We start from the raw sequence: 19,924 nt of genomic DNA, 5'->3' as shown, positions 1-19,924 counted from the left end.
ATGCTGAAATTAATTGAGCGCTTAGGGCCGATAGACGCAAGCGCTGCCAGCGACACACTGACACTGCCCTTCGAGCTACGCATTCGCGGCCGCTTGAAAGCCGAAAGCGACAGCGGCCAGCCGCTGGGCCTGTTTCTGGATCGCGGCCCGGTATTGCGCGATGGTGAAGGCCTGAAAGCCGAAAATGGCGAGATCGTGCGCGTTTGTGCCGCTATCGAGCCCGTGGTGACCGCGCGAGTGAGTACTGGCTTACCCCTGGCACGGCTTGCCTACCACCTCGGCAACCGCCATGTGCAGCTCGCGCTGGGTGAAGATGCTAAAGGTGGCTGGGTACGCTTCCCTCCCGACCACGTTCTCGAGGAGCTGGCCGAGCTGCTGGGCGCGACGCTCGAGCACCACAACGCCACCTTCGACCCCGAACCGGGCGCCTATAACCAGGTGGGGGGTGGGCATTCGCACAGCCATTCGCACGGTCATTCACACAGCCACGGTCATGCTCACTCCCACGACCACGACCACGACCACGCGCATGAGCACCACCATGTCCACTGAACAGCCCTCAGACCTCGCCCTGCTAGGGCTGATGCAGCTCGTCAGCCCGGCGCTGCCCATCGGCGCCTTCGCCTTTTCCCAAGGGCTGGAAAGCGCCTTCGAGCTGGGCTGGGTCCGCGATGAAGAGAGCCTGAGCGAGTGGCTGTCCGGGGTGCTGGAAGATGGCCTGACCCGCTGTGAACTGCCCGTCATCGACCGGCTATACGGCGCCTTTGCCGCCCAGCAAGGCGGCACGGTTGCCGAGTGGGACCACTGGCTGGCCGCCACCCGTGAAACCGCTGAACTGGCTGCTGAAGACAGCCGCCTGGGCGCATCGCTCACACGGCTGCTGGGCAGCCTGGGCCTGTTACCAAACGATGAACTGCTGAAAAGTGAAGACTCACTGACGCCGCTTTTGCCACCGCAGGCGGGTTACGTCACGATGTTCAGCTGGGCAGCTTATCAACGGGGCATTCCCGTTCACCAAGCGCAGCTGGGGTTTGCCTGGACTTGGCTGGAAAACCAGCTGGCCGTGGCCTGCAAGGCACTGCCGCTGGGGCATACTGCGGCACAACGTATCATCGAGCGGCTACGCAGCGAACTGGTCGTGGCCGTCGATCGGGCGAAGCACCTGGACGACGATGCGCTGGGCCCCGTGCTGCCCGGCGTGGCACTGGCCAGCGCCCTACACGAAACCCAATACTCCCGTTTATTTAGAAGTTAACTGGCATCATTCAGGAGAAGACAATGACTCACTGTTTACGCGTTGGCGTGGGTGGCCCGGTCGGTTCAGGTAAAACCGCCCTGCTCAAGCAGCTCTGCACCGCGCTGCGAGACCACTATGACATTGCCGTTGTCACCAACGATATCTACACCCGCGAAGACGCCGATTTCCTGCTGCGCCACGATGCGCTGCCCGCCGACCGTATTCTCGGCGTAGAAACCGGCGGCTGCCCGCACACGGCGATTCGGGAAGATGCCTCGATGAACCTGGCAGCCATTGACGAGCTGCACGCCCGCCACCCCAGCCTGGAGCTGGTGCTGGTAGAGTCCGGTGGCGACAACCTTTCCGCCACCTTCAGCCCCGAGCTTTCCGATCTGACGCTCTACGTGATCGACGTGTCGGCAGGCGACAAGATTCCACGCAAGGGTGGCCCGGGCATCACCAAATCCGACCTGCTGATTATCAACAAAATCGATATTGCCGAGCAGGTCCACGCCTCATTGGAAGTGATGGAGCGCGACTCGAAAAAGATGCGCGGCGAGCGCCCGTTCGTGTTCACCAACCTCTACGATGGCGTCGGGCTTGAAGAGATCATCCGCTTCATACTCGACAAAGGCATGCTGGAAGAGCGGCGCCCAGCGGCAGCAAGCGCCTGATAAAAAGCTGCCCTGACCAGGCGGTAAGCGGTCAGGGCAGCGGAAGAGTGTGGTCAGCGTCGTGCCAAAACGGGCCGTCCCTGGCCACCACTTGGACACAGTGGACTGATAAGTCCCTGATAACCTTAACCTAGGTTATGAAGTCCCCAATCGGCCGTTAATTATTTGTCCGCAAAGTAAAAAAGCGCCGAAAGTGGCTAAAGATGGCACATTCCAGGTCGATATTGATTAGATAAAAAGATCCAACCTTTCTCTGTCTCAAGGATGCCTTCATGCCAACCCACGCTGCTCCTCCGTCTCGCTCCTTTGGCTTGCAAACCAAAGTCCTGACACTCGTACTGCTCCCCCTGCTGTTGCTGACCATCGCGCTGGTCAGCTTCGATGCTTACAGCCGTATTCAAGATACCCGCACTTCCTTGGCAGAGCAGCGCGAGCTGCTGATTACCGAACGGCGCAACGCCGTACGCGACATCGTCCAGATGGCCACCACTGCCATTGCGCCGATTTATGATGCTGCTGATGCCAACGATGCCGAGGCCAAGGCACAGGCGGCCGAGATGCTTCGGGCCATGCGGTTTGAAGGCAACAACTATGTGTTCGTCTATGAGTACGATGGCACCAATATCTCTCCGGACCGCCAGGGCACCAATCTGATCGACCTCCAGACACCTTCGGGTGACTACAGGATTCGCGACATGATTCGTATCGCTCAGTCTGGCGGCGGCTTCTACGAGTATCCTTGGGAATACCCGGGCACCAGCGATGTGGAAACCAAGCACTCCTATATCGACCGCCTCGAAAAATGGGGCTGGATAATCGGGGCAGGCGTTTATGTGGTGGATGTCGATGTGTCGGTGGCCGAGCTGGAAGCGGCTGCCAATGCCAATCTGCGCGACTCGATTCTGTTTGCCTCACTGCTGGGTGCTGGGCTGTTTTCCGGGGTTGCCCTGTTGGCGTTTGGACTCGTGCGTCGTCTGGTGGGGCCCATCAAACGCACGGCCAGCGCCATGCATGATATTGCCCTGGGGCGCGGCGACCTGACGCGTCGCCTGGAAGTCGAAAGCCGCGATGAAATCGGCAATCTGGCGGTGCAGTTCAATGCATTCGTAGCGCGCATGCAGGAAACGCTGCGCGACGTGCGTCGCAGCACCGTGAGCGTCTACCACTCAGCAGGAGAGATTGCGCGCAGCTCCGAAGAGCTGGCTACCCGCACAGAACAGGCCGCTGCCAACCTGCAGCAGACGTCTGCCTCCATGGAAGAAATCACCTCCACCGTGAACCATAGCGCCGACAATGCGCAGCAGGCCAACAAGCTGGTGCAGTCGACGGCGGAAGTCGCCCAGCAGGGTGAGCGGGCCATGGGGCAGGTAGAAAACACGATGCGCGATATCAACGACTCGGCTACGCGCATCAGTGAAATCATCACCATGATTGATGCGATTGCCTTCCAGACCAACATTCTGGCGCTAAACGCCTCGGTGGAAGCTGCCCGTGCGGGTGAGCATGGCCGTGGCTTTGCGGTGGTTGCTCAAGAAGTACGCACCCTGGCCAGCCGTTCTAGTAATGCCTCTAAAGAGATCCGCGCGCTGATCGATACGTCCGTGCAGCATACCCACTCGGGTGCCGAGCTGGTACGCAGCGCCGGCGACACCATGCGTGAGATCGTCGAGAGCGTGTCCAAGGTGACCGACGTGATCGGGGAAATCAGCGCGGGTGCAAAAGAGCAGAGCAGCGGGATTGGCCAGATCAACACCGCCGTGGCCGAAATGGACACCATGACGCAGCAGAACGCGTCCATGGTGGAAGAGGCCACCACCGCCGCGGCGGATATGCGCCGTCACGCCGAGCATTTGAACGAGCTGATCAACTCGTTCGTGCTGGGAGAAGACAGCGCCTCGGCGCCGTCACGCAGCGGGGTGCGCCAAGCGTTGCCCGCCAACGGCACGGGGGCGGCCCAGCAACTCAAGCGCCCAGCCTTGGCCGCCAAGCCGTCGTCTGCCGCACAGGGCGCAGACGACTGGGAAGAGTTCTAGGCGTGACGCTGGCGCAGGTGGTTGATCACGCCACCTTGCGCTATCAGCTCCCGCTGGCGGGGGCTGAGCCCATGATGCAGCGTCAGCTCGCCCTTGCCGGGGATATGCGCGGTCAGCGTGTCCCCGCGTTCCAGCTGCGCGTAGAGCCCCTCGATCACCAGGCAGTCGCCCTGGGTTAGCCGGGCGCTGTCTTCCTCGCGGGTAAAGGTGAGAGGCAGGGCACCAAAGCAGATCAGGTTTTGCCAGTGAATCCGCGCAAAACTCTTCGCGACCACCACCTGTAGCCCCAAATAGCGCGGCACCAGTGCGGCATTCTCGCGGCTGGAGCCCTGGCCGTAATTCGTTCCTCCGATGATCGCGTGCCCACCCTGGGTGCGAGTGCTTTCTGCGCGCTCGGCGTAGTGCGGGTCGACCGCCTCGAAGGTGAAGGGGGCCGAGGCATACACGCTGCTCCAGTAGGGGAGCACTCGCTGCCCGGCAGGCATGATGTCATCGGTGGAGATATTGTCGCCCGTGACCAGAAGTACCGGCACTTCCAGGCGGTCCGGCAATGGAGCGAGCTCTGGCAGGGCCGGTGTGTTGTCGGTCTTCTGTAGCGCTTTCAGCTTTGCGTCATGGGGAGGCAGCGGCGCATTAAACAGCGCGCGGTTGACTTCGATTTTGGTGGGCTCCTGGGGGCGGGGGTAGGGCATATCGAGGGTTCGTGGGTCGGTGATCACCCCGGCCACCGCTGAGGCGGCGGCGGTTTCCGGGCTGCACAAAAACACGCTGTCTTCCCGCGTACCGGAGCGCCCGGGAAAATTGCGCGGCACGGTACGCAGGCTGTTGAGCCCCACGGCGGGTGCTTGCCCCATCCCGATACAGCCATTACAGCCCGCCTGGTGCAGCCGAGCGCCGCTGGCGACCAGGTCGGCCAGGTAGCCCTGCTCGATGAGCGAGGTCAGCACCTGGCGGGAAGAGGGGTTGATATCCAGCGAAACGCCGTCGGCCACCTGCTTGCCGCGCACGATCTCGGCCACCACGGCAAAATCGCGAAAGCCGGGGTTACCCGACGAGCCGATGTACGCCTGATGCAGCGGCTGGCCCGCCGCCTCGCGCACGGTGACGACGTTATCCGGGCTGGAGGGCAGCGCAATCATGGGTTCCAGCTGGCTGAGGTCGAGGGTCTCGTGCAGGTCGTAGTGGCAGCCGGGCTCGGCAGCCAGCGGGCTCCAGTCGGCTTCTCGGCCTCGGGAGGCCAAAAAGCGCCGGGTCTCGTCATCGCTGGGGAACACCGTGGCCGTTGCCCCCATTTCGGTGCCCATGTTGGCCAGCACATGGCGGTCCATGGCGGAAAGGTGAGCAAGCCCTGGCCCGTAATACTCGATGATGGTGTTCTTGCCGCCCGCCACGCCGTGGCGGCGCAGCAGCTCCAGTACGATGTCCTTCGCCGAGACCCAGTCGGGCAGCTGGCCTTCCAGCTTGATGCCCCAAATCTTCGGCATGGTGATGTACAGCGGCTCGCCTGCCATGGCCATGGCCACTTCGATGCCGCCCGCACCAATCGCCAGCATGCCGAGGGCACCCGCCGCCGTGGTGTGGCTGTCGCAACCGACGATGGACTCGCCGGGCACACCGAAGTTTTCCATGTGCACCGGATGGCTGATGCCGTTGCCGGGGCCGGAGTACCACACCCCAAAGCGCTCGCAGGCGCTCTTTAAAAACAGGTAGGTTTCGGCATTTAGGTTATCGGCCTGGACGAGGCCGTGGTCGATGTACTGCACGCTGGGCTCGGTGTGTACACGGTCGAGCCCCATGGCTTCTAGCTCTAACATCACCAGCGTCCCTAACACGTCCTGCAGCAGGGCTTGGTCGATGCGAAGGGCGATTTCACTGCCAGGGGTTAGCTCGCCGCTGACCAAATGGCGCTGAATTAACTGCTGGGCAAGGTTTAACGGTGGAACAGGGGAGGAGTTAGTCATTGTTAATCACCAGATTATCGTTGTTATGGATCACACGTTTATGCAGGGATGCGGGAAACACGTTTTCAGGGGAGGGCGTAACAGCGGTCCGCGCTGCCCGCTTTCACCACTTGCCCCGGTGTCTCATGGCCGATCAGCTCGGGCAGAGTGGCGGAAATGTCCAGCAGCGCGGGCAGGTTCACGCCGGTGGCAACGCCCATTTGTTCGAACATATGCACTAAGTCTTCAGTGCATACATTCCCCGTGGCACCGGGGGCAAACGGGCAGCCGCCTAAGCCTCCTAGCGAAGCATCAAACCGAGTAATGCCCGCTTGCCACGCCGCCAGGGCATTGGCCAGCCCCATGCCTCGGGTATTGTGGAAGTGAAGCGTAAACGGCACGCCGGGAAAGCGTTCCAGCACTTGGCGGCACAGTGCCGCTACCTGGGCGGGGTTGGCCACGCCGGTGGTATCGCACAGCGTGATGCCTTCCACGCCTAGCGCCAGCTGCTGTTCGATCAGGGTGAGCACGCGGGCTTCGGGCACCTTGCCTTCGAAGGGGCAGCCAAAGGTGGTGGAGAGCGAGGCATTGATGAACACGCCGCTCCCCTGTGCCAGCTGAATGATCGAGGCGAACTGTTCGAGCGACGCCTCTGGCGTCATGCGCAGGTTGGCGCGGCCATGGGCGTCACTGGCCGACATCACCAGGTTGATTTCATCCACGCCGCAGGCCAGCGCCCGCTCGGCTCCCTTGACGTTGGGCACCAGCACGGTGACCTCCACGCCGTCGCGGCGCTGAATGGAATTCACCACGTCGGCGGCATCGCGCAGGTTGGGAATGGCTTTGGGCGAAACGAAAGACGTCGCTTCGATGCGCGCAATGCCGGTGGCAGTGAGGGCATCGATCAGCGCAATTTTCTGTTCGGTAGGGATGAAGCGCTCTTCGCTCTGAAAACCATCGCGGGGGGCCACTTCGTTGATTTGTAACGTCATCATGGGGGTCTCCACTTAGATGATGCCCGCTTGGCGCAGCTTGTCGCGGGTGGCGGCATCGATGCCCAGCTCTTCCAATACGTCATCGGTATGGGCGCCCAGCGTCGGCCCGCCTTGCCCCAGCCTGCCGGGGGTGGCGCTCAGCTTGGGCAGCACGCCCGGCACCTTGAGTGGGCGGCCATCGGCGCGGGTGACGTTCTGGATCATCTCCCGGGCAAGGTAGTGGGGGTCGTTGGCGATATCGGCGGCGGTGTAGGGGAAGCCTGCCGGCACGCGGGCGTCGTCCAGTGCGCTGAGAATGTCGTCGCGGCGGCGGGTCTGGGTCCAGGCTTCGATGGCCGCATCGATCTCGCTGGCGTGTTGGCTACGGCCGTCGTTGTGGGCCATGGCGGGGTGGTTGGCGAGATCCTCACGGCCAATCACACCCATCAAGCGCTTGAAGATGCTGTCGCCATTACCGGCGATCAGCACGTATTCGCCTTCGCAGGTGCGGTAGGCGTTGGAGGGCGTAATGCCGGGCAGCGCGCTGCCGCTGGGCTCCCGCACCTGGCCGGTGGCATCGAACTCCGGCAGCAGGCTCTCCATCATGGCAAACACGGATTCGTACAGGGCCACATCGATCTCTTGCCCCAGGCCGCTGCGCTGGCGCTCCTGCAGGGCCAGCAGGGTGCCGATCACCGCGTAGAGCGCCGAGAGCGAGTCGCCGATGCTGACCCCCACCCGCACCGAAGGCTCGCCGGGGTGGCCGGTCAAGTAGCGCAGCCCGCCCATGGCTTCGCCAATCACCCCAAAGCCTGGCTTGTTGCGGTAGGGGCCGGTCTGGCCAAAGCCGGAAACCCGCACCATGATCAACCCCGGGTTCCGGGCGGCCAGCGTGTCGTAGCCCAGCCCCCAGCTTTCCAGCGTGCCGGGGCGAAAATTCTCGACGATCACATCGGCTTCGGCGGCCAGGCGGCGCACCACCTCCTGGCCCTGTTCACTGCGCAGGTCCAGCGTCACCGAACGCTTGGTACGGCTCTGGACGTGCCACCACAGCGAGGTGCCCTCTTCGAGAATACGCCATTTGCGAAGGGGGTCGCCGGTGCCGGGAGGCTCGATCTTGATCACGTCCGCCCCGAACTCCCCCAGCAGCTTGGTGGCAAACGGACCGGCGATGAGCTGGCCAAGCTCTACGACTTTAAGTCCATCGAGAGGAAGCTGTCGCGTCGTCATAATAGAGACTCCTGGTAACGCTTGAGCGAGCAAGCGAGTCTGGATGCAGACTCGACTGTTGTTGTCCATCAAGCATCTGCGAGCCTGCCGAGCATCACAATTAGGCAATCAGGAAACGGGCGTTCGTCACTGGCGAACCCTGACGTGGACGCGCGGTACTTTTTCCAACGATATTTTCGACCACGTTTCCAACCACTGACCGGGTAGATGCCATGCTGCGATTCGATTTTGTCACGCTCAGACTGTTCGTCGCGATTGCCGATGAAGGGCGCCTGACCGCTGCATGCCGGTGCTCTGCGCTATTACCGGGACGACCTGGCGCTCGATATCCCCGAGGAAATCATCCCTCCTGAAGCGCAGTAACCCTTTACTTCTGCGGGCCCATCGCCCGCAGAAGCTTCTGATGCCCTTATCCTGACGCGCCGCCATCCTATCGTGCTGCGGTGCGGGAGCTATTCCAATGGACACCCCTGCAAACCCCAACGTCGTTGAGAAATATTCGGAGGACTCGGGCAAGCGTCAGCTGTCCGGCTTCTGGTTCATGGTCACGCGCCTGGCGGCGGTCTCCATGGCGCTGTTTCATCTCTATACGGCCCTCACCGGCCCCATGAATACCCAGAACGCGATCCACTTGCTGTTCGCTCTGCCGCTGATTTTTCTGGCCTACAGCTGCCGTAGCCGCGATGCCAACCGCATTCCCTGGTATGACCTGGTGCCGATCAGCCTCGGCGCGGTGGTCAGCATCTATTACGTGATCCACTTTGACCGAATCATCTATCAGCTGGGCTATTTGATGCCCACCCAACTGGATATCATTTTTGGTATCTCGGCCATCCTGCTGCTGCTGGAAGCCTGTCGACGAGCCATCGGCCTCGCCTTCCCCATCCTTGTACTCATCGCGCTCTCCTATGCCGCCTTCGGCCAGCACCTGCCCGGCGTTTGGGGGCATGGCGGCTTTCGATGGGACGACCTGATAGCGACCTTCTACCTGAGTCCTACCGGCGTCTACGGTAGCCTGATGCGCACCTCGTCCACGGTGATCGTCGTGTTCATCATGTTCGGTGCCCTGTTGGTGACCACCGGCGGCGGCGACAGCTTCATGCGCCTGGCCAACGCCGCTACCGGTCGCCTTTCGGGCGGCCCCGCCAAGGCCGCCACCCTGTGCAGCGCCATGTTCGGCAGTATCAGCGGCAGTACCGCTGCCAACGTGGCCACCACCGGGGTGTTCACCATCCCGATGATGAAGAAGAACGGCTACAGCCCGCGCTTTGCGGCGGCCACGGAGGCATCTGCCTCCACCGGTGGTCAGATACTGCCGCCCATCATGGGGGCCGCCGCCTTCGTCATGGCCGACGTCATCTCGACCAGTTATCTTGCCATCATCAGCGCCGCCCTCATTCCCGCGCTGCTCTTCTATCTCGCTATCTGGATGAGTGTGCACTTCGAGGCCAAGCGGCTGGGCCTGTCGCCGATTCCCAAGTCCCAGCGCCCCAGCCTGCGCGAGGGTCTGTTCAACATCGAGACCCTGTTGATTCCTCTGATCGTGCTGATCACCCTGCTGGTGATGCGCTATACCCCCACCACGGCAGCGGTGGCCGCCTACTTCACCGCCATGGCGCTTTATCTGTTCTCCTGGCGCAGCCCGGGAACCTTCGTGGAGCGCCTCAAGTCGCTGCCCGCAGCGCTGGAAGCGGGCGCCATGACCGCCGCCATGATCGCGGTCATCATCGGCAGCGTGGCCATCATCGCTTCGGTGATCAGCCTGACCGGCCTGGGTCTGAAGGTCTCCTCGGTCATTCTGGTGGTCAGCGGTGGTGATGTGCTGGTGACGCTGGTGCTGGCCATGGTGGTGGCGATCATCCTCGGTATGGGGCTGCCCACCGTGGCGGCTTACATGCTGGCCGCCTCGGTGGTCGCAGGGGCCTTCATCGAAGCCGGTCTGCCGAGCCTCTCGGCGCATCTCTTCATTCTCTATTTTGCGATCCTCTCCGGGGTCACGCCACCGGTGGCGCTGGCCGCCTATATCGGCGGCGCCATCGCAGGTTCCCACTGGTTCCGAACCGCGCTGACCGCCACCAAGATCTCGCTGGGCGGCTTCCTGATTCCCTACATGTTCATCTACCACCCGCCGCTGCTCGGCAACGGCACGGCGCTGGAGATTGCGCTGGCGGTGGGCTCCGGGGTGATCGGCATCACGGCGCTGGCGGCCTCCACCATCGGCTACTTCCTGCGCCCCTGTTCCTGGCTGGAACGCGGCCTGCTGCTTGCGGCAGCGTTGATGCTGATCAGCGGACAACTGATCACCGACGTGGCGGGTATTGCCGTGATCGGAGGGTTGTTCGTTTGGCAGTACCTTAAAAATCAGCGCTCAGAGGTAGCTCTGACGCCCCCCACCCACAAGGAGCCCGCCTGATGAGTGATCGACAGGACACACTGGACCCGAACGGCCTGGCCACCCGCCGCGAAGTGCTGGGCGATGCCTACGTGGATGCCGCGCTTTCCCAGGTGGATGAGTTCAGCTGGCCCATGCAGGAGCTGGTGACCCGCAACTGCTGGAACGACATCTGGAACCGCCCGGGCCTTGCACGGCCCACCCGCAGCCTGATCAACATCGGCATGCTGGTGGCATTGAACCGCCCCCATGAACTCAAGGTGCACCTGCGTGGCGCGCTGAACAACGGCTGCACCGAGGAGGAGATTCGCGAGGTGCTGCTGCAGTGCGTGCCCTACTGTGGCTTTCCGGCGGCCATCGACGGGCTGCGTACCGCCCGCGAGGTGTTGGCCGCCTGGCAAGAGGAGCAGAACGGCCGCTGAGGCCGTGTTCCGACGACCCGGCCGCCACCGGGCGAACGACAACAATAACCGAGTATGGAGAACTGCCATGACGCTATCCCCCAAACGCCTGCTCGCCCCGCTGGCCACGGCGGTGCTGACCGCCGGTGTCGCCTCGGGTGTGGCTACCCAGGCCGTGGCCAACGTGGCCCTTGGCATCGGCGTGGCACCGGCCGCTTCTGGCTGGTACTTCGGCTTTTCGGAACTCTCGCGGCTGGTGAGCGGCGATTCACCGCTGGAAGTCTCGGTGCGCGAAACCGGCGGCTCCAGGGAGAACGCCATCCGCCTGAGCCGTGGCGAGATTGACCTGGGGCTGATAGACGCCCCGGGCGCCTACGAGGCCTACAACGGTGAGGGCCGCTACGAAAACGACGCCATCGAGCAGATGCGCGTCGTGCTGTGGGTGGCACCTTCCACCATGCACTGGGCCGTGCGCAAAGACAGTGGCATCGAGACTTTCGAGGATCTGGAGGGCGCGCGCTTCAACCCCAGCAGCATCGGTGGGGGCGGCGAGTACATCACCGAGCTGGTGTTCGATGCGCTGGGAATCTCGCCTGACTTCCAGCGCATGAGCATGTCGGATGCCGCCGATGCCGTGGTGGATGGGCGCATCGTCGGCTTCAGCTACAACGGCATTCCGCCTATCCCGGCGTTCACCGAAGTGCACTCCGCGCGCCCGCTGCGGGTGCTCTCGATGAGCGAGGAGCAGGTGTCCACCGTCACCGAGACGCTGCCCTTCCTGGCCGCCACCGAGATTCCTGAAAACGCCTACCGAGACATGCCCGCCGCCACCACGCTCGGCACCTACATCGGCATCGCCGCCACCCATGAACTCTCTGAAGAGGCAGGCTACGCATTCACCCGCGCTTACTGGGAGAACATCGAGCGGCTGGGCGAGACGTTCGCCCCCGCCCGTGGAATGACGCCGGAGATCTCGGTGGAGAACACCACCACGCCGCTGCACGCCGGTTCGCTGCGCTACTACCGCGAGATCGGTATCGAGGTGCCCAGCGACCTCGTGCCGCCGGAGGCGGAATAAATCCAACAATCCCGTGCCTGTGGAGTCATGGTATTGCGGCAGCGTGACCTCGAATGCCGCCACGAAAATGTCCTAGGGCGGCTTGCTGATTGCGTTTATTGTTGACGAGCGGGCAGGCCCTCAGCGCCCAGGAGGGCAGGGCGCTGGCCTTGAGGTATGAGCGTGAGGTATGAACGTGAGGTACGAGCGAGAGGTATCTGCCTGACAGCGTTATGTTAGCCATGCCGTGAAACAGGGCACTTCCCTAAAGCAGGCAGCAAGCAAGGAGCCGCTTTGATGAACATTGTCATTCCCGATGATTACCAGGATTGTGTGCGCGACCTGGATGCCTTCGCCAAGCTGGCGGGCCACCAGGTGACGATTTACAACGACACCGTCACCGATGAGGATGCGCTGGTCGAACGCTTCAAGGAGGCCGACGCGCTGGTGCTGATTCGTGAGCGCACGCCGATCACCGCGTCCCTGCTGGCGCGGCTGCCCAGGCTCAAGCTGATCAGCCAAACCGGCGGCGGCGCGGCCCACGTGGATATGGCCGCCTGCCGAGCGCACGGCGTGATGGTGCTGGCAGGCACCGGCTCGCCTTACGCCGCCGCGGAGCTCACTTGGGGGCTGGTGCTCTCGGCCATGCGGCGCATTCCCGACGAGGTGGCCAACCTCAAGGCTGGCCGCTGGCAGCGCACCCTGGGCATGGGCCTGAAAGGGCGCACCCTGGGCGTGTTTGGCTACGGCAAGATTGGCCAACTGGTGGCCCGCTACGGCCAGGCGTTCGAGATGAACGTGCTGGTATGGGGCCGCGAGGGCACCCGCCAGCGGGCCGCCGAGGCGGGGCTGGAGGTGGCAACCTCGCAGGAAGCATTCTTCGAACGCAGCGATGTGCTGAGCCTGCACCTGCGCCTGAACCCGGAAACCCGCGGGATCGTCACCGCCGCCAACCTGGCCAGCATGAAGCCGACCGCCGTGCTGGTGAACACCAGCCGTGCCCCGCTGATCGAAGCGGGCGCGTTGGAAGCGGCGCTGAAGGCTGGCCACCCCGGCATGGCCGCCGTGGACGTGTTCGATGAAGAGCCGGTGATCGAGCATCCGCTGCTGGCGCTGCCCAACTTCCTGGCCACGCCCCACCTGGGCTACGTAGAGAAAGACAGCTACGAGCTCTACTTTGGCGACGCGTTCGAGAATGTGCTGGCGTTCGAAGCAGGCACGCCAGGGCGTAATCTGGCCGAAGAGGGCTAAGCCTCTGACGCACACCCCGCGAGCGGTGAAAAGTCACCGCCCGCGAGGTGATAGAGGCCGAGGCGTCGGTTCAGTGGCCCGACCAGCCCAGCAGGATAGGCACGTAAACCACCAGCAGCAGCACGCCAATCAGCCCTAGCAGATAGGGGATGATGGCGCGGGTGATCCGCTCCAGGGGCAGCTGGGTGACGGACGATGCCACGTAGAGGTTGATCGCCACGGGCGGGGTAATCATGCCAATCGAGAGCCCCACCACGATGATCAGCCCGAAGTGGATCGGGTCGATGCCCAGCTGTAGCACCAGCGGCAGCAGCACCGGGGTTAGGATGATCAAGGCGCTGGCCGTCTCGATGAATACCCCGGTCAGCAGAATCACCGCCACCACCAGCAGCATGATCACGTAGGGGTTGGTGGAGAGCGACAGCACCGACTGGGCAATCGCACCGGGCACCTGCCAGCTGGAGAGCGTCCAGCTCAGCACCGCCGACATGGCAATCACCAGCATGATCACGGCGGTGGTCATCGCCGAACGGATCAACAGCTTGTACACCTGGGGCAGGGTCAAGTCCCGGTACACGAACAGCGACACCAGCAGCGCGTAGTTCACCGCCACCACCGCCGCTTCCGACGGCGTGAAAATCCCCGAGAAGATACCCCCCAGAATGATCACCGGCGTCATCAGCCCCCAGCTGGCCGATTTCAACGTGCGCCAAATGGTGGCCAGCGAGAGCGGCGTGCCTTTCGGGTACTGGCGCTTGTACGCCTGGGTGATGGCAATGGCCATCAGCGCCAGGCCCATGGCCAGCCCCGGCAAGAAGCCGTTCAGGAACAGCTTGGAGACCGACTGCTGGGCGATCACCGCGTAGATGATCATCGGCACCGAAGGCGGGATCACCACACCGATGGTGCCGCTGGCGGCGATCAGGCTGGCCGCCGAGGCGGGGTCGTAGCCCTTGCGCTTCAGCTCCGGCACCAGGCTAGACCCCACCGCTGCGGTAGTAGCCGCGCCGGAGCCGGAAATGGCCGCGAAGAACATGCCTGCCATCACCGAGACCACCGAGAGCCCGCCGCGCATGAAGCCCACCAGCGAGTCGGCAAAGCTCACCAGCCGCTCACTCACCTTGCCCTGGGCCATCAAATCACCGGCCAGGATAAACATGGGAATGGCCACCAGGGCGAACGAGTTGATGCCCTGGAACATCTGCTGGGTGACCACCATCAGCGGCACCCCCGACTGATGCAGGGCGTAGAGCGTGCTGGCGCCAATGGCAAAGGCAATCGGCACGCCTAGCAGCATGAACAGGAAGAACAGCCCGAACAGCACCAGCGTCATAGCACTTCCTCCTGGGCGGTGATGGGCTGCCCGTGCACCAGCACCTCGATCATGTCTACCAGCGCATACCACGCCATGATGCCCGCCGAGAGCGGAATGACGGCGTAGACGTAGGTCATCGAGAGACGCAGCGCGGCCGACTTCTGAAAGCTCTGCACCTGCATGTAGCGGTAGCCGATAACGATCAGCGTGATCATGAACGCCACCACAATCGCCAGCGCCGCCAACCTGGCCAGCTTGCGTAGCGGCAGGGGCAGGGCATCCACCGCAAAGGTGACCGCAATGTGCCGCCCACGCTGGAAGGCCAGCGTGCCCGCGAGAAAGGTGATCCACACCAGCAGAAACCGCGCGACCTCTTCGGTCCAGCCCACGGCACTGAAAAACACCCGTGACACGATTTGTAGCGTGATCACACCGATCAAAGCTGCCATGCCCGCAAACACGACGGGCTGGATGATGGCATCCAGCCCACGTTCAATGCGTTGCAGCAGCGTCAAAAGAGGCTGTGCAAAGGGCATCACTGATTCAGCGCCTCCTGAATGCGCGGCAGGTAATCACCGAACTGCTGGCCGTACTTCTCATAAACCGGCGCAACGGCGGCCTGGAAGGCTTCCATATCGGGGGAGTCGTTGATTTCCATGCCCGCTTCGCGCAGGTCGACAAGCTGCTCGGCTTCCATCACTGCGTTTTGTTCGCGTGCGTAGGCTGATGCTTGTTGTGCGGCTTCCATGATAATGGGCTGGACGTTTTCATCGAGCCCGTTCCAGGCAGGAAGACTCATGATGAACGTGGCTGGGGCATAAATATGCCGTGTCATCGTGAGGTAGTCCTGGGTTTCTGCAAGATTGAAGGCGTGTATGGCATTGACCGGGTTTTCCTGGCCGTCGATGGTACCTTGCTGAAGGGCCGTCAATGCTTCAGTCCAGGCCATGGGGATGGCATTGGCCCCCAGGGTGCGGAAGGTTTCCACATATACTTCGTTTTCAATCACGCGCAACCTCAAGCCTTGAAGGTCCTCGGGGACGTCAATGGCACGGCGGCTGTTGGTGATATTTCTAAACCCACGCTCTGCGTAGGCCAAACCTTTCAAATTCACGTTTTCCAGTTTGGCCAATATTTCCTGACCAATCTCACCGTCGAGCACCGAATAGGCAGCATCCGCATCGGGGAAGAGGAACGGCAGCTCAAACACAGAGAACTCATTGACAAAGTTGGCAATCGGCCCGTTGGTGATCACACCCATGTCCACGGTGCCGATCTGCATGCCTTCCAGCAGCGTACGCTCATCGCCCAGCGAAGCGTTTGGGTAAATTTCAACGCTCACCGCGCCATCGGTCTTTTCACTGACGAGCTGCTGAAAACGCTCTGCAGCAATATGGTAGGTATCTTCCGTATTGACCACGTGGGCCAAGCGTAATGTCGTCGGGCTAATATCGTTGGCGCTGCTGGCTGGTGACAGCGAGAGCAGGCTCACACACATGGAAAAGAGCGCCAGGTGTTTCAACGAAGATGAGGGCAGCGTCGCAGCGTGGGGTATCAAACGAGAAAAGTGGTTCACATTATCTCCTGGGCATGGGCAATTTCTTATTGTCGTGAAGCGTCGTTTTTATCTTCTTGAGGGGCATCTATACCACATTCACTTCGAGGGGCAAATTACTTATTTTGATACGTCTATTCATTCAGGTAATCAGAAAAATCTTTATAGATCTGCGGGTTGAGTGATTTGGTGGTTAGCGCTAGCCTGCAAGCGATATCTCTTCATGACCTGCCTTTTAGCAGGGCTGTGAACGGTTTTCGAAAAGCCCAGTGGCTTCGACTAATGATATAGCTCGCTCAAACAGGAATAAGAAATGGATAAGTTGCTGAACGATCTTCTAGGTGTCGTGGGCTCGGCAGGAGTCTTGACGGGAGACGATGTAACGCAGCGAAGCGTGGATTGGTTTACCGGGGCGCCGTGTCGCGCGAAAGCCATCATCAGGCCACGTAGTACGGAACAGTTAAGTCAGGTCATGGCGATATGTTACGAGGCTGGCCAGCCTGTCGTGACCCACGGCGGTATGACCGGCATTGTGCATGGCGGTGTCGCTAGCCCTGAGGAGCTAGTGGTGTCGCTGGAGTTGATGAATCAGATCGAGGAAGTGGACTCGGTCGGTGCGACGATGCAGGTACAGTCGGGAGTGACGCTTCAGCATGTACAGGAAGCGGCGCAGGCCATTGACATGCAGTTTCCGCTGGATCTGGGGGCGAGAGGGTCTTGTACTATTGGTGGCAATATTGCGACGAATGCCGGGGGCATTCGCGTCATACGCTACGGCATGATGCGCCAACAGGTATTGGGGCTGGAAGCCGTGCTGAGCGACGGTACTGTCGTGAGCTCGCTAAATAAAATGCTCAAAAACAATGCGGGCTATGACTTGAAGCAGCTGTTTATTGGCAGCGAAGGTACTTTGGGGGTCGTCACGCGTGCGGTGTTGCGTTTACAGCCTCACATGCCCAGTGAGCAAACGGCACTGGTTGCCGTGCCCTCGTTTGATGCCTTGACCCAACTTTTAAACCTTGTTTCCCGCGAACTGGCCAACAGCCTGAGTGCCTTCGAAGCCTTATGGCACAACCATTATCAGCTCATGACCACTGAAAGCGGTAAGCATGCACCTTTGCTGGCCGATGATTCGCCCTTTTACGCCATCATTGAAACATTAGGGGTGGATGAGGCTCAGGATGCCGAACGTTTCTCACAGGTGTTGCAGCGTGCTCTAGAGGCTGAGCTCATCACCGATGCGGTGCTGGCCAGCTCGCATGCTCAGCGTAGTCAGATCTGGGCCATCAGAGAAGATATCGAAGTGCTGGTACGCGAGCTCAAACCGATGTTCTCCTATGATGTCAGTCTGCCGATTCCGCATATAAACGCCTACGTGGAAGAGCTTGAAAGACGTCTGCACAGCCAGTGGCCAGACGTCGGTAGGTTAGTGGTGTTCGGCCATTTGGGAGATGGCAACTTACACATCATGATTACGGTACGCGATGATAGCCCCGATAGCCGTCGCCAAGTGGAGCAGCTTGTCTACCCACCGCTTGAAGCGTTTGGCGGCTCCGTTTCGGCTGAACATGGTATTGGCCTGGAGAAAAAGCCGTATTTGTCGGTGTCCCGTACGGCAGAGGAAATTGCCTTGATGCAACGCTTGAAAGTGGCGCTGGATCCGAAAGGACTGCTCAATCCAGGCAAGGTCATCGCGTTTGAATAGGTAGCCAGAATCACCATGCCAGCGTGGTGAGTGCGTGGGGCGGCGATCAAGAGACGGGTGAGGTCAGCTGCCTCATTAATGACCTTAGCCAATGAACGCCTGCATCATGATCCTTGTGTTCGTCCCAGCACAGGCACACCTTGAAAGGGGCAAGGTCTAGAGGCAGGGCATAAAACTTCAGCGAGTTGCCACGACAGATCACCTCGGCTGCACTCGCTGTCACCACGCATAGTAGCTGGGTGTTGGCCAGAACCTCCTGTAACGGCGTGATGTAAGGTGTTTTAGCAACGATTTTGCGCTCGAGCCCCAGTTGCCTTAATTTCTCATTAATCAGCAGCGGGCTATCCTCTCGGTGAGAGAGCGCAACCTGCGGCGCGCCTAAAAACGTCTCCAGACTGATGGCGCTGCCCGAGCCGTAGTAGGTGGCGTCGCCTACACAGCCAATCACGTCATCACACAAATATTCGTGATATGGGGTGAGGGGTAAGGTTTCAAATTGCACAATGGCCAAGTCGATATCATTGGCCTGAATGACCTCCTGTGCATCGTCGGCACTGGCAATGCGTGTAGAGAGCATGTTGAAGCAGACGTCAGGCGCATGTATCAACGAGTGTTGAATGAGCTTGGGCTGCAGCTGCTGGCTCATATAATCCACGAGGCTGACGCGGAATTCGCGCTTTGAAGAGGCGGGTATAAATTCTCGGTTGCCGTAGATAGCCTGATCAAAGTAAAACATCCCCTTTGCTACGGTAGCTTCCATTTGTTGGGCAAGAGGGGTGGGCTGCATACCATCCAGCGTTTTGATAAACAGCGGGTCGCCCATCAGTTGACGAAGTTTTTTTAATGAGTGGCTCACCGCCGGTTGGCTTAAACAAAGCGCTTTGGCTGTCAGGGTCAGGCTTCTCTTCCAATACAGCGTATGAAAAACCAGCAATAAGTTCAGGTTCACCTTATGTAGTCGGGCTGCCAGCTTCACACGGGCTGCTGCGGACATCAGTGTGTTCTCTCGTTGGGGAAGCTGTTCACGCGGCATGTTAGCGCAACGCGAACAGCGTTTCGACAGCGCTTCAAGGGGCCAGTCCTGCTATGGAATGGCTTGCTTACTCCAGCGCCTCCTGAATGCGCGGCAGGTAATCACCGAACTGCTGGCCGTACTTCTCATAAACCGGCGCAACGGCGGCCTGGAAGGCTTCCATATCGGGGGAGTCGTTGATTACCATGCCCGCTTCGCGCAGGGCGGCCAGCTGTTCGGCTTCCATATCGGCGTTCACCTGACGCTCATGCTCGGCGGCTTCCTGGGCGGCCTGGCGGATGACGTCCTGGGCGGCTTCAGGCAGCTGGTTCCAGGCAGGCATGCCCATCACGAAAATCGCCGGGGCGTAGGTGTGGCGTGACAGGGTCATGTAGTTCTGGGTTTCATCCAGCTTGAACGAGTGAATCACGTTCACCGGGTTTTCCTGGCCGTCGATGGTGCCCTGCTGCATGGCGGTCAACGCTTCGGTCCAGGCCATCGGGATGGCGTTGGCCCCCAGCTCGCGGAAGGTATCGGTGTACACCGGGTTTTCCATCACGCGAATGCGCAGGCCATCCAGGTCTTCCGGCGAATTCACGGCGCGCTCGCTGTTGGTCAGGTTGCGGAAGCCGCGCTCGGCGTAGGCCAGGCCTTTCAGGTTCACGTCGGCCAGCTTGTCCAGCAGCTCCTGGCCAATGGGGCCATCCAGCACGCCATAGGCGGCTTCGGGAGTGGGGAACAGGAAGGGCAGTTCGAAGACCGCCATCTCTTCCACGAAGTTGGCCACTGGCCCGTTGGTGATCACGCCCATGTCCACGGTGCCGATCTGCATGCCTTCCAGCAGCGTGCGCTCATCGCCCAGCGAGGCGTTGGGGAAAATCTCGATGTTCACCTTGCCTTCGGTGCGCTCTTCCACCAGCTCTTCGAACTTGGTGGCGGCAACATGGAAGCCATCCTGCTCGTTCACCACGTGGGCCAGGCGAAGGGTCACGGGGTTCATGTCGGCAAATTCGTTGGCGTTCGCGGCGCCCACCAGCGCCAGTGAGATGCCCAGTGCCAGCGTACTACGTGCGAATGTTTTCATTCTTTATGTTCCCAAACGGATCAGGGTAGGTGCGAGGCGCAAAAGTGCCCCCAGAGCATGCACC

Annotated in this window: 17 protein-coding genes; 9 read left to right on the top strand and 8 right to left on the bottom strand. The window is 61.2% G+C overall.

What is annotated here, in order from left to right:
* From ureE to RVM26_RS14480, 4 genes are all read left to right on the top strand, one after another.
* The gene (gene ureE / locus RVM26_RS14495) at positions 1 to 552 is read left to right on the top strand and encodes an urease accessory protein UreE (protein ID WP_498939385.1); all 552 of its coding nucleotides are present in this window, start codon (positions 1 to 3) and stop codon (positions 550 to 552) included.
* Positions 542 to 1,255, top strand: coding sequence for an urease accessory protein UreF (locus tag RVM26_RS14490; RefSeq protein ID WP_498939383.1), 714 nt, complete (start codon positions 542 to 544; stop codon positions 1,253 to 1,255). Before ureE ends, RVM26_RS14490 begins: the two co-directional genes overlap by 11 nt.
* Positions 1,256 to 1,278: 23 nt before the next feature.
* Positions 1,279 to 1,911 carry an urease accessory protein UreG gene (gene ureG / locus RVM26_RS14485; RefSeq protein ID WP_498939381.1) on the top strand — a complete coding sequence of 211 codons (633 nt, stop codon included), beginning with the start codon at positions 1,279 to 1,281 and terminating at the stop codon, positions 1,909 to 1,911.
* Positions 1,912 to 2,183: 272 nt separating this feature from the next.
* Positions 2,184 to 3,944, top strand: coding sequence for a methyl-accepting chemotaxis protein (locus RVM26_RS14480; RefSeq protein ID WP_498939380.1), 1,761 nt, complete (start codon positions 2,184 to 2,186; stop codon positions 3,942 to 3,944).
* Here the strand turns inward: RVM26_RS14480 and RVM26_RS14475 are convergent.
* From RVM26_RS14475 to RVM26_RS14465, 3 genes are all read right to left on the bottom strand, one after another.
* Positions 3,941 to 5,905, bottom strand: a complete 1,965-nt coding sequence (locus RVM26_RS14475) for an aconitate hydratase (protein ID WP_498939378.1) — start codon at positions 5,903 to 5,905, stop codon at positions 3,941 to 3,943. The two genes, RVM26_RS14480 and RVM26_RS14475, sit on opposite strands and share 4 nt — an antisense overlap.
* A 65-nt stretch (positions 5,906 to 5,970) precedes the next feature.
* Positions 5,971 to 6,879, bottom strand: coding sequence for a hydroxymethylglutaryl-CoA lyase (locus RVM26_RS14470; protein ID WP_498939376.1), 909 nt, complete (start codon positions 6,877 to 6,879; stop codon positions 5,971 to 5,973).
* 12 nt (positions 6,880 to 6,891) lie between these two features.
* The gene (locus tag RVM26_RS14465; RefSeq protein ID WP_498939374.1) at positions 6,892 to 8,088 is read right to left on the bottom strand and encodes a CaiB/BaiF CoA transferase family protein; all 1,197 of its coding nucleotides are present in this window, start codon (positions 8,086 to 8,088) and stop codon (positions 6,892 to 6,894) included.
* Positions 8,089 to 8,548: 460 nt separating this feature from the next.
* On the opposite strand from RVM26_RS14465, the gene RVM26_RS14460 reads away from it, so the two are divergent.
* The 4 genes from RVM26_RS14460 to RVM26_RS14445 all read left to right on the top strand — a co-directional run bounded on the left by RVM26_RS14460 (position 8,549) and on the right by RVM26_RS14445 (position 13,189).
* Complete coding sequence (locus RVM26_RS14460) at positions 8,549 to 10,501, top strand: TRAP transporter permease (protein ID WP_498939372.1); 1,953 nt, start codon at positions 8,549 to 8,551, stop codon at positions 10,499 to 10,501.
* On the top strand, positions 10,501 to 10,902 hold the full coding sequence (locus RVM26_RS14455) for a carboxymuconolactone decarboxylase family protein (RefSeq protein ID WP_096921871.1): 402 nt from the start codon (positions 10,501 to 10,503) through the stop codon (positions 10,900 to 10,902). The genes RVM26_RS14460 and RVM26_RS14455 overlap by 1 nt, the downstream gene beginning before the upstream one ends.
* Positions 10,903 to 10,969: 67 nt before the next feature.
* Complete coding sequence (locus RVM26_RS14450; RefSeq protein WP_287804762.1) at positions 10,970 to 11,959, top strand: TAXI family TRAP transporter solute-binding subunit; 990 nt, start codon at positions 10,970 to 10,972, stop codon at positions 11,957 to 11,959.
* A gap of 276 nt (positions 11,960 to 12,235) precedes the next feature.
* Positions 12,236 to 13,189: a D-2-hydroxyacid dehydrogenase family protein gene (locus RVM26_RS14445; protein WP_498939369.1), complete on the top strand. Its 954-nt coding sequence runs from the start codon at positions 12,236 to 12,238 to the stop codon at positions 13,187 to 13,189.
* Between the two features lie 70 nt (positions 13,190 to 13,259).
* Here RVM26_RS14445 and RVM26_RS14440 read toward each other — a convergent pair whose 3' ends face one another.
* The 3 genes from RVM26_RS14440 to RVM26_RS14430 are packed head-to-tail and all read right to left on the bottom strand — an operon-like array spanning position 13,260 to position 16,080.
* Entirely contained in the window at positions 13,260 to 14,522 is a 1,263-nt protein-coding gene (locus tag RVM26_RS14440) for a TRAP transporter large permease (RefSeq protein ID WP_193461289.1), read from the bottom strand.
* Entirely contained in the window at positions 14,519 to 15,040 is a 522-nt protein-coding gene (locus RVM26_RS14435) for a TRAP transporter small permease (RefSeq protein WP_498939367.1), read from the bottom strand. Before RVM26_RS14435 ends, RVM26_RS14440 begins: the two co-directional genes overlap by 4 nt.
* Entirely contained in the window at positions 15,040 to 16,080 is a 1,041-nt protein-coding gene (locus tag RVM26_RS14430) for a TRAP transporter substrate-binding protein (RefSeq protein WP_287804755.1), read from the bottom strand. The genes RVM26_RS14435 and RVM26_RS14430 overlap by 1 nt, the downstream gene beginning before the upstream one ends.
* Before the next feature lie 292 nt (positions 16,081 to 16,372).
* On the opposite strand from RVM26_RS14430, the gene RVM26_RS14425 reads away from it, so the two are divergent.
* Positions 16,373 to 17,764 (top strand): FAD-binding oxidoreductase, encoded by a 1,392-nt coding sequence (locus RVM26_RS14425; RefSeq protein ID WP_498939364.1) that lies wholly within the window; start codon positions 16,373 to 16,375, stop codon positions 17,762 to 17,764.
* Between the two features lie 46 nt (positions 17,765 to 17,810).
* Here the strand turns inward: RVM26_RS14425 and RVM26_RS14420 are convergent, their stop codons facing one another.
* Together RVM26_RS14420 and RVM26_RS14415 are read right to left on the bottom strand one after the other, a co-directional pair.
* Positions 17,811 to 18,797 carry a LysR family transcriptional regulator gene (locus tag RVM26_RS14420; RefSeq protein ID WP_498939363.1) on the bottom strand — a complete coding sequence of 329 codons (987 nt, stop codon included), beginning with the start codon at positions 18,795 to 18,797 and terminating at the stop codon, positions 17,811 to 17,813.
* 67 nt (positions 18,798 to 18,864) lie between these two features.
* Complete coding sequence (locus tag RVM26_RS14415; RefSeq protein ID WP_498939361.1) at positions 18,865 to 19,860, bottom strand: TRAP transporter substrate-binding protein; 996 nt, start codon at positions 19,858 to 19,860, stop codon at positions 18,865 to 18,867.
* Positions 19,861 to 19,924: the final 64 nt, after the last annotated feature.

The sequence above is a fragment of the Halomonas sp. KM072 genome (genome assembly GCF_050710315.1).
In the GTDB taxonomy this organism is placed as follows: domain Bacteria; phylum Pseudomonadota; class Gammaproteobacteria; order Pseudomonadales; family Halomonadaceae; genus Vreelandella; species Vreelandella hamiltonii.
Note: the sequence above shows the minus strand (reverse complement) of the source record. Positions and strands in the feature narration are given on the sequence as shown.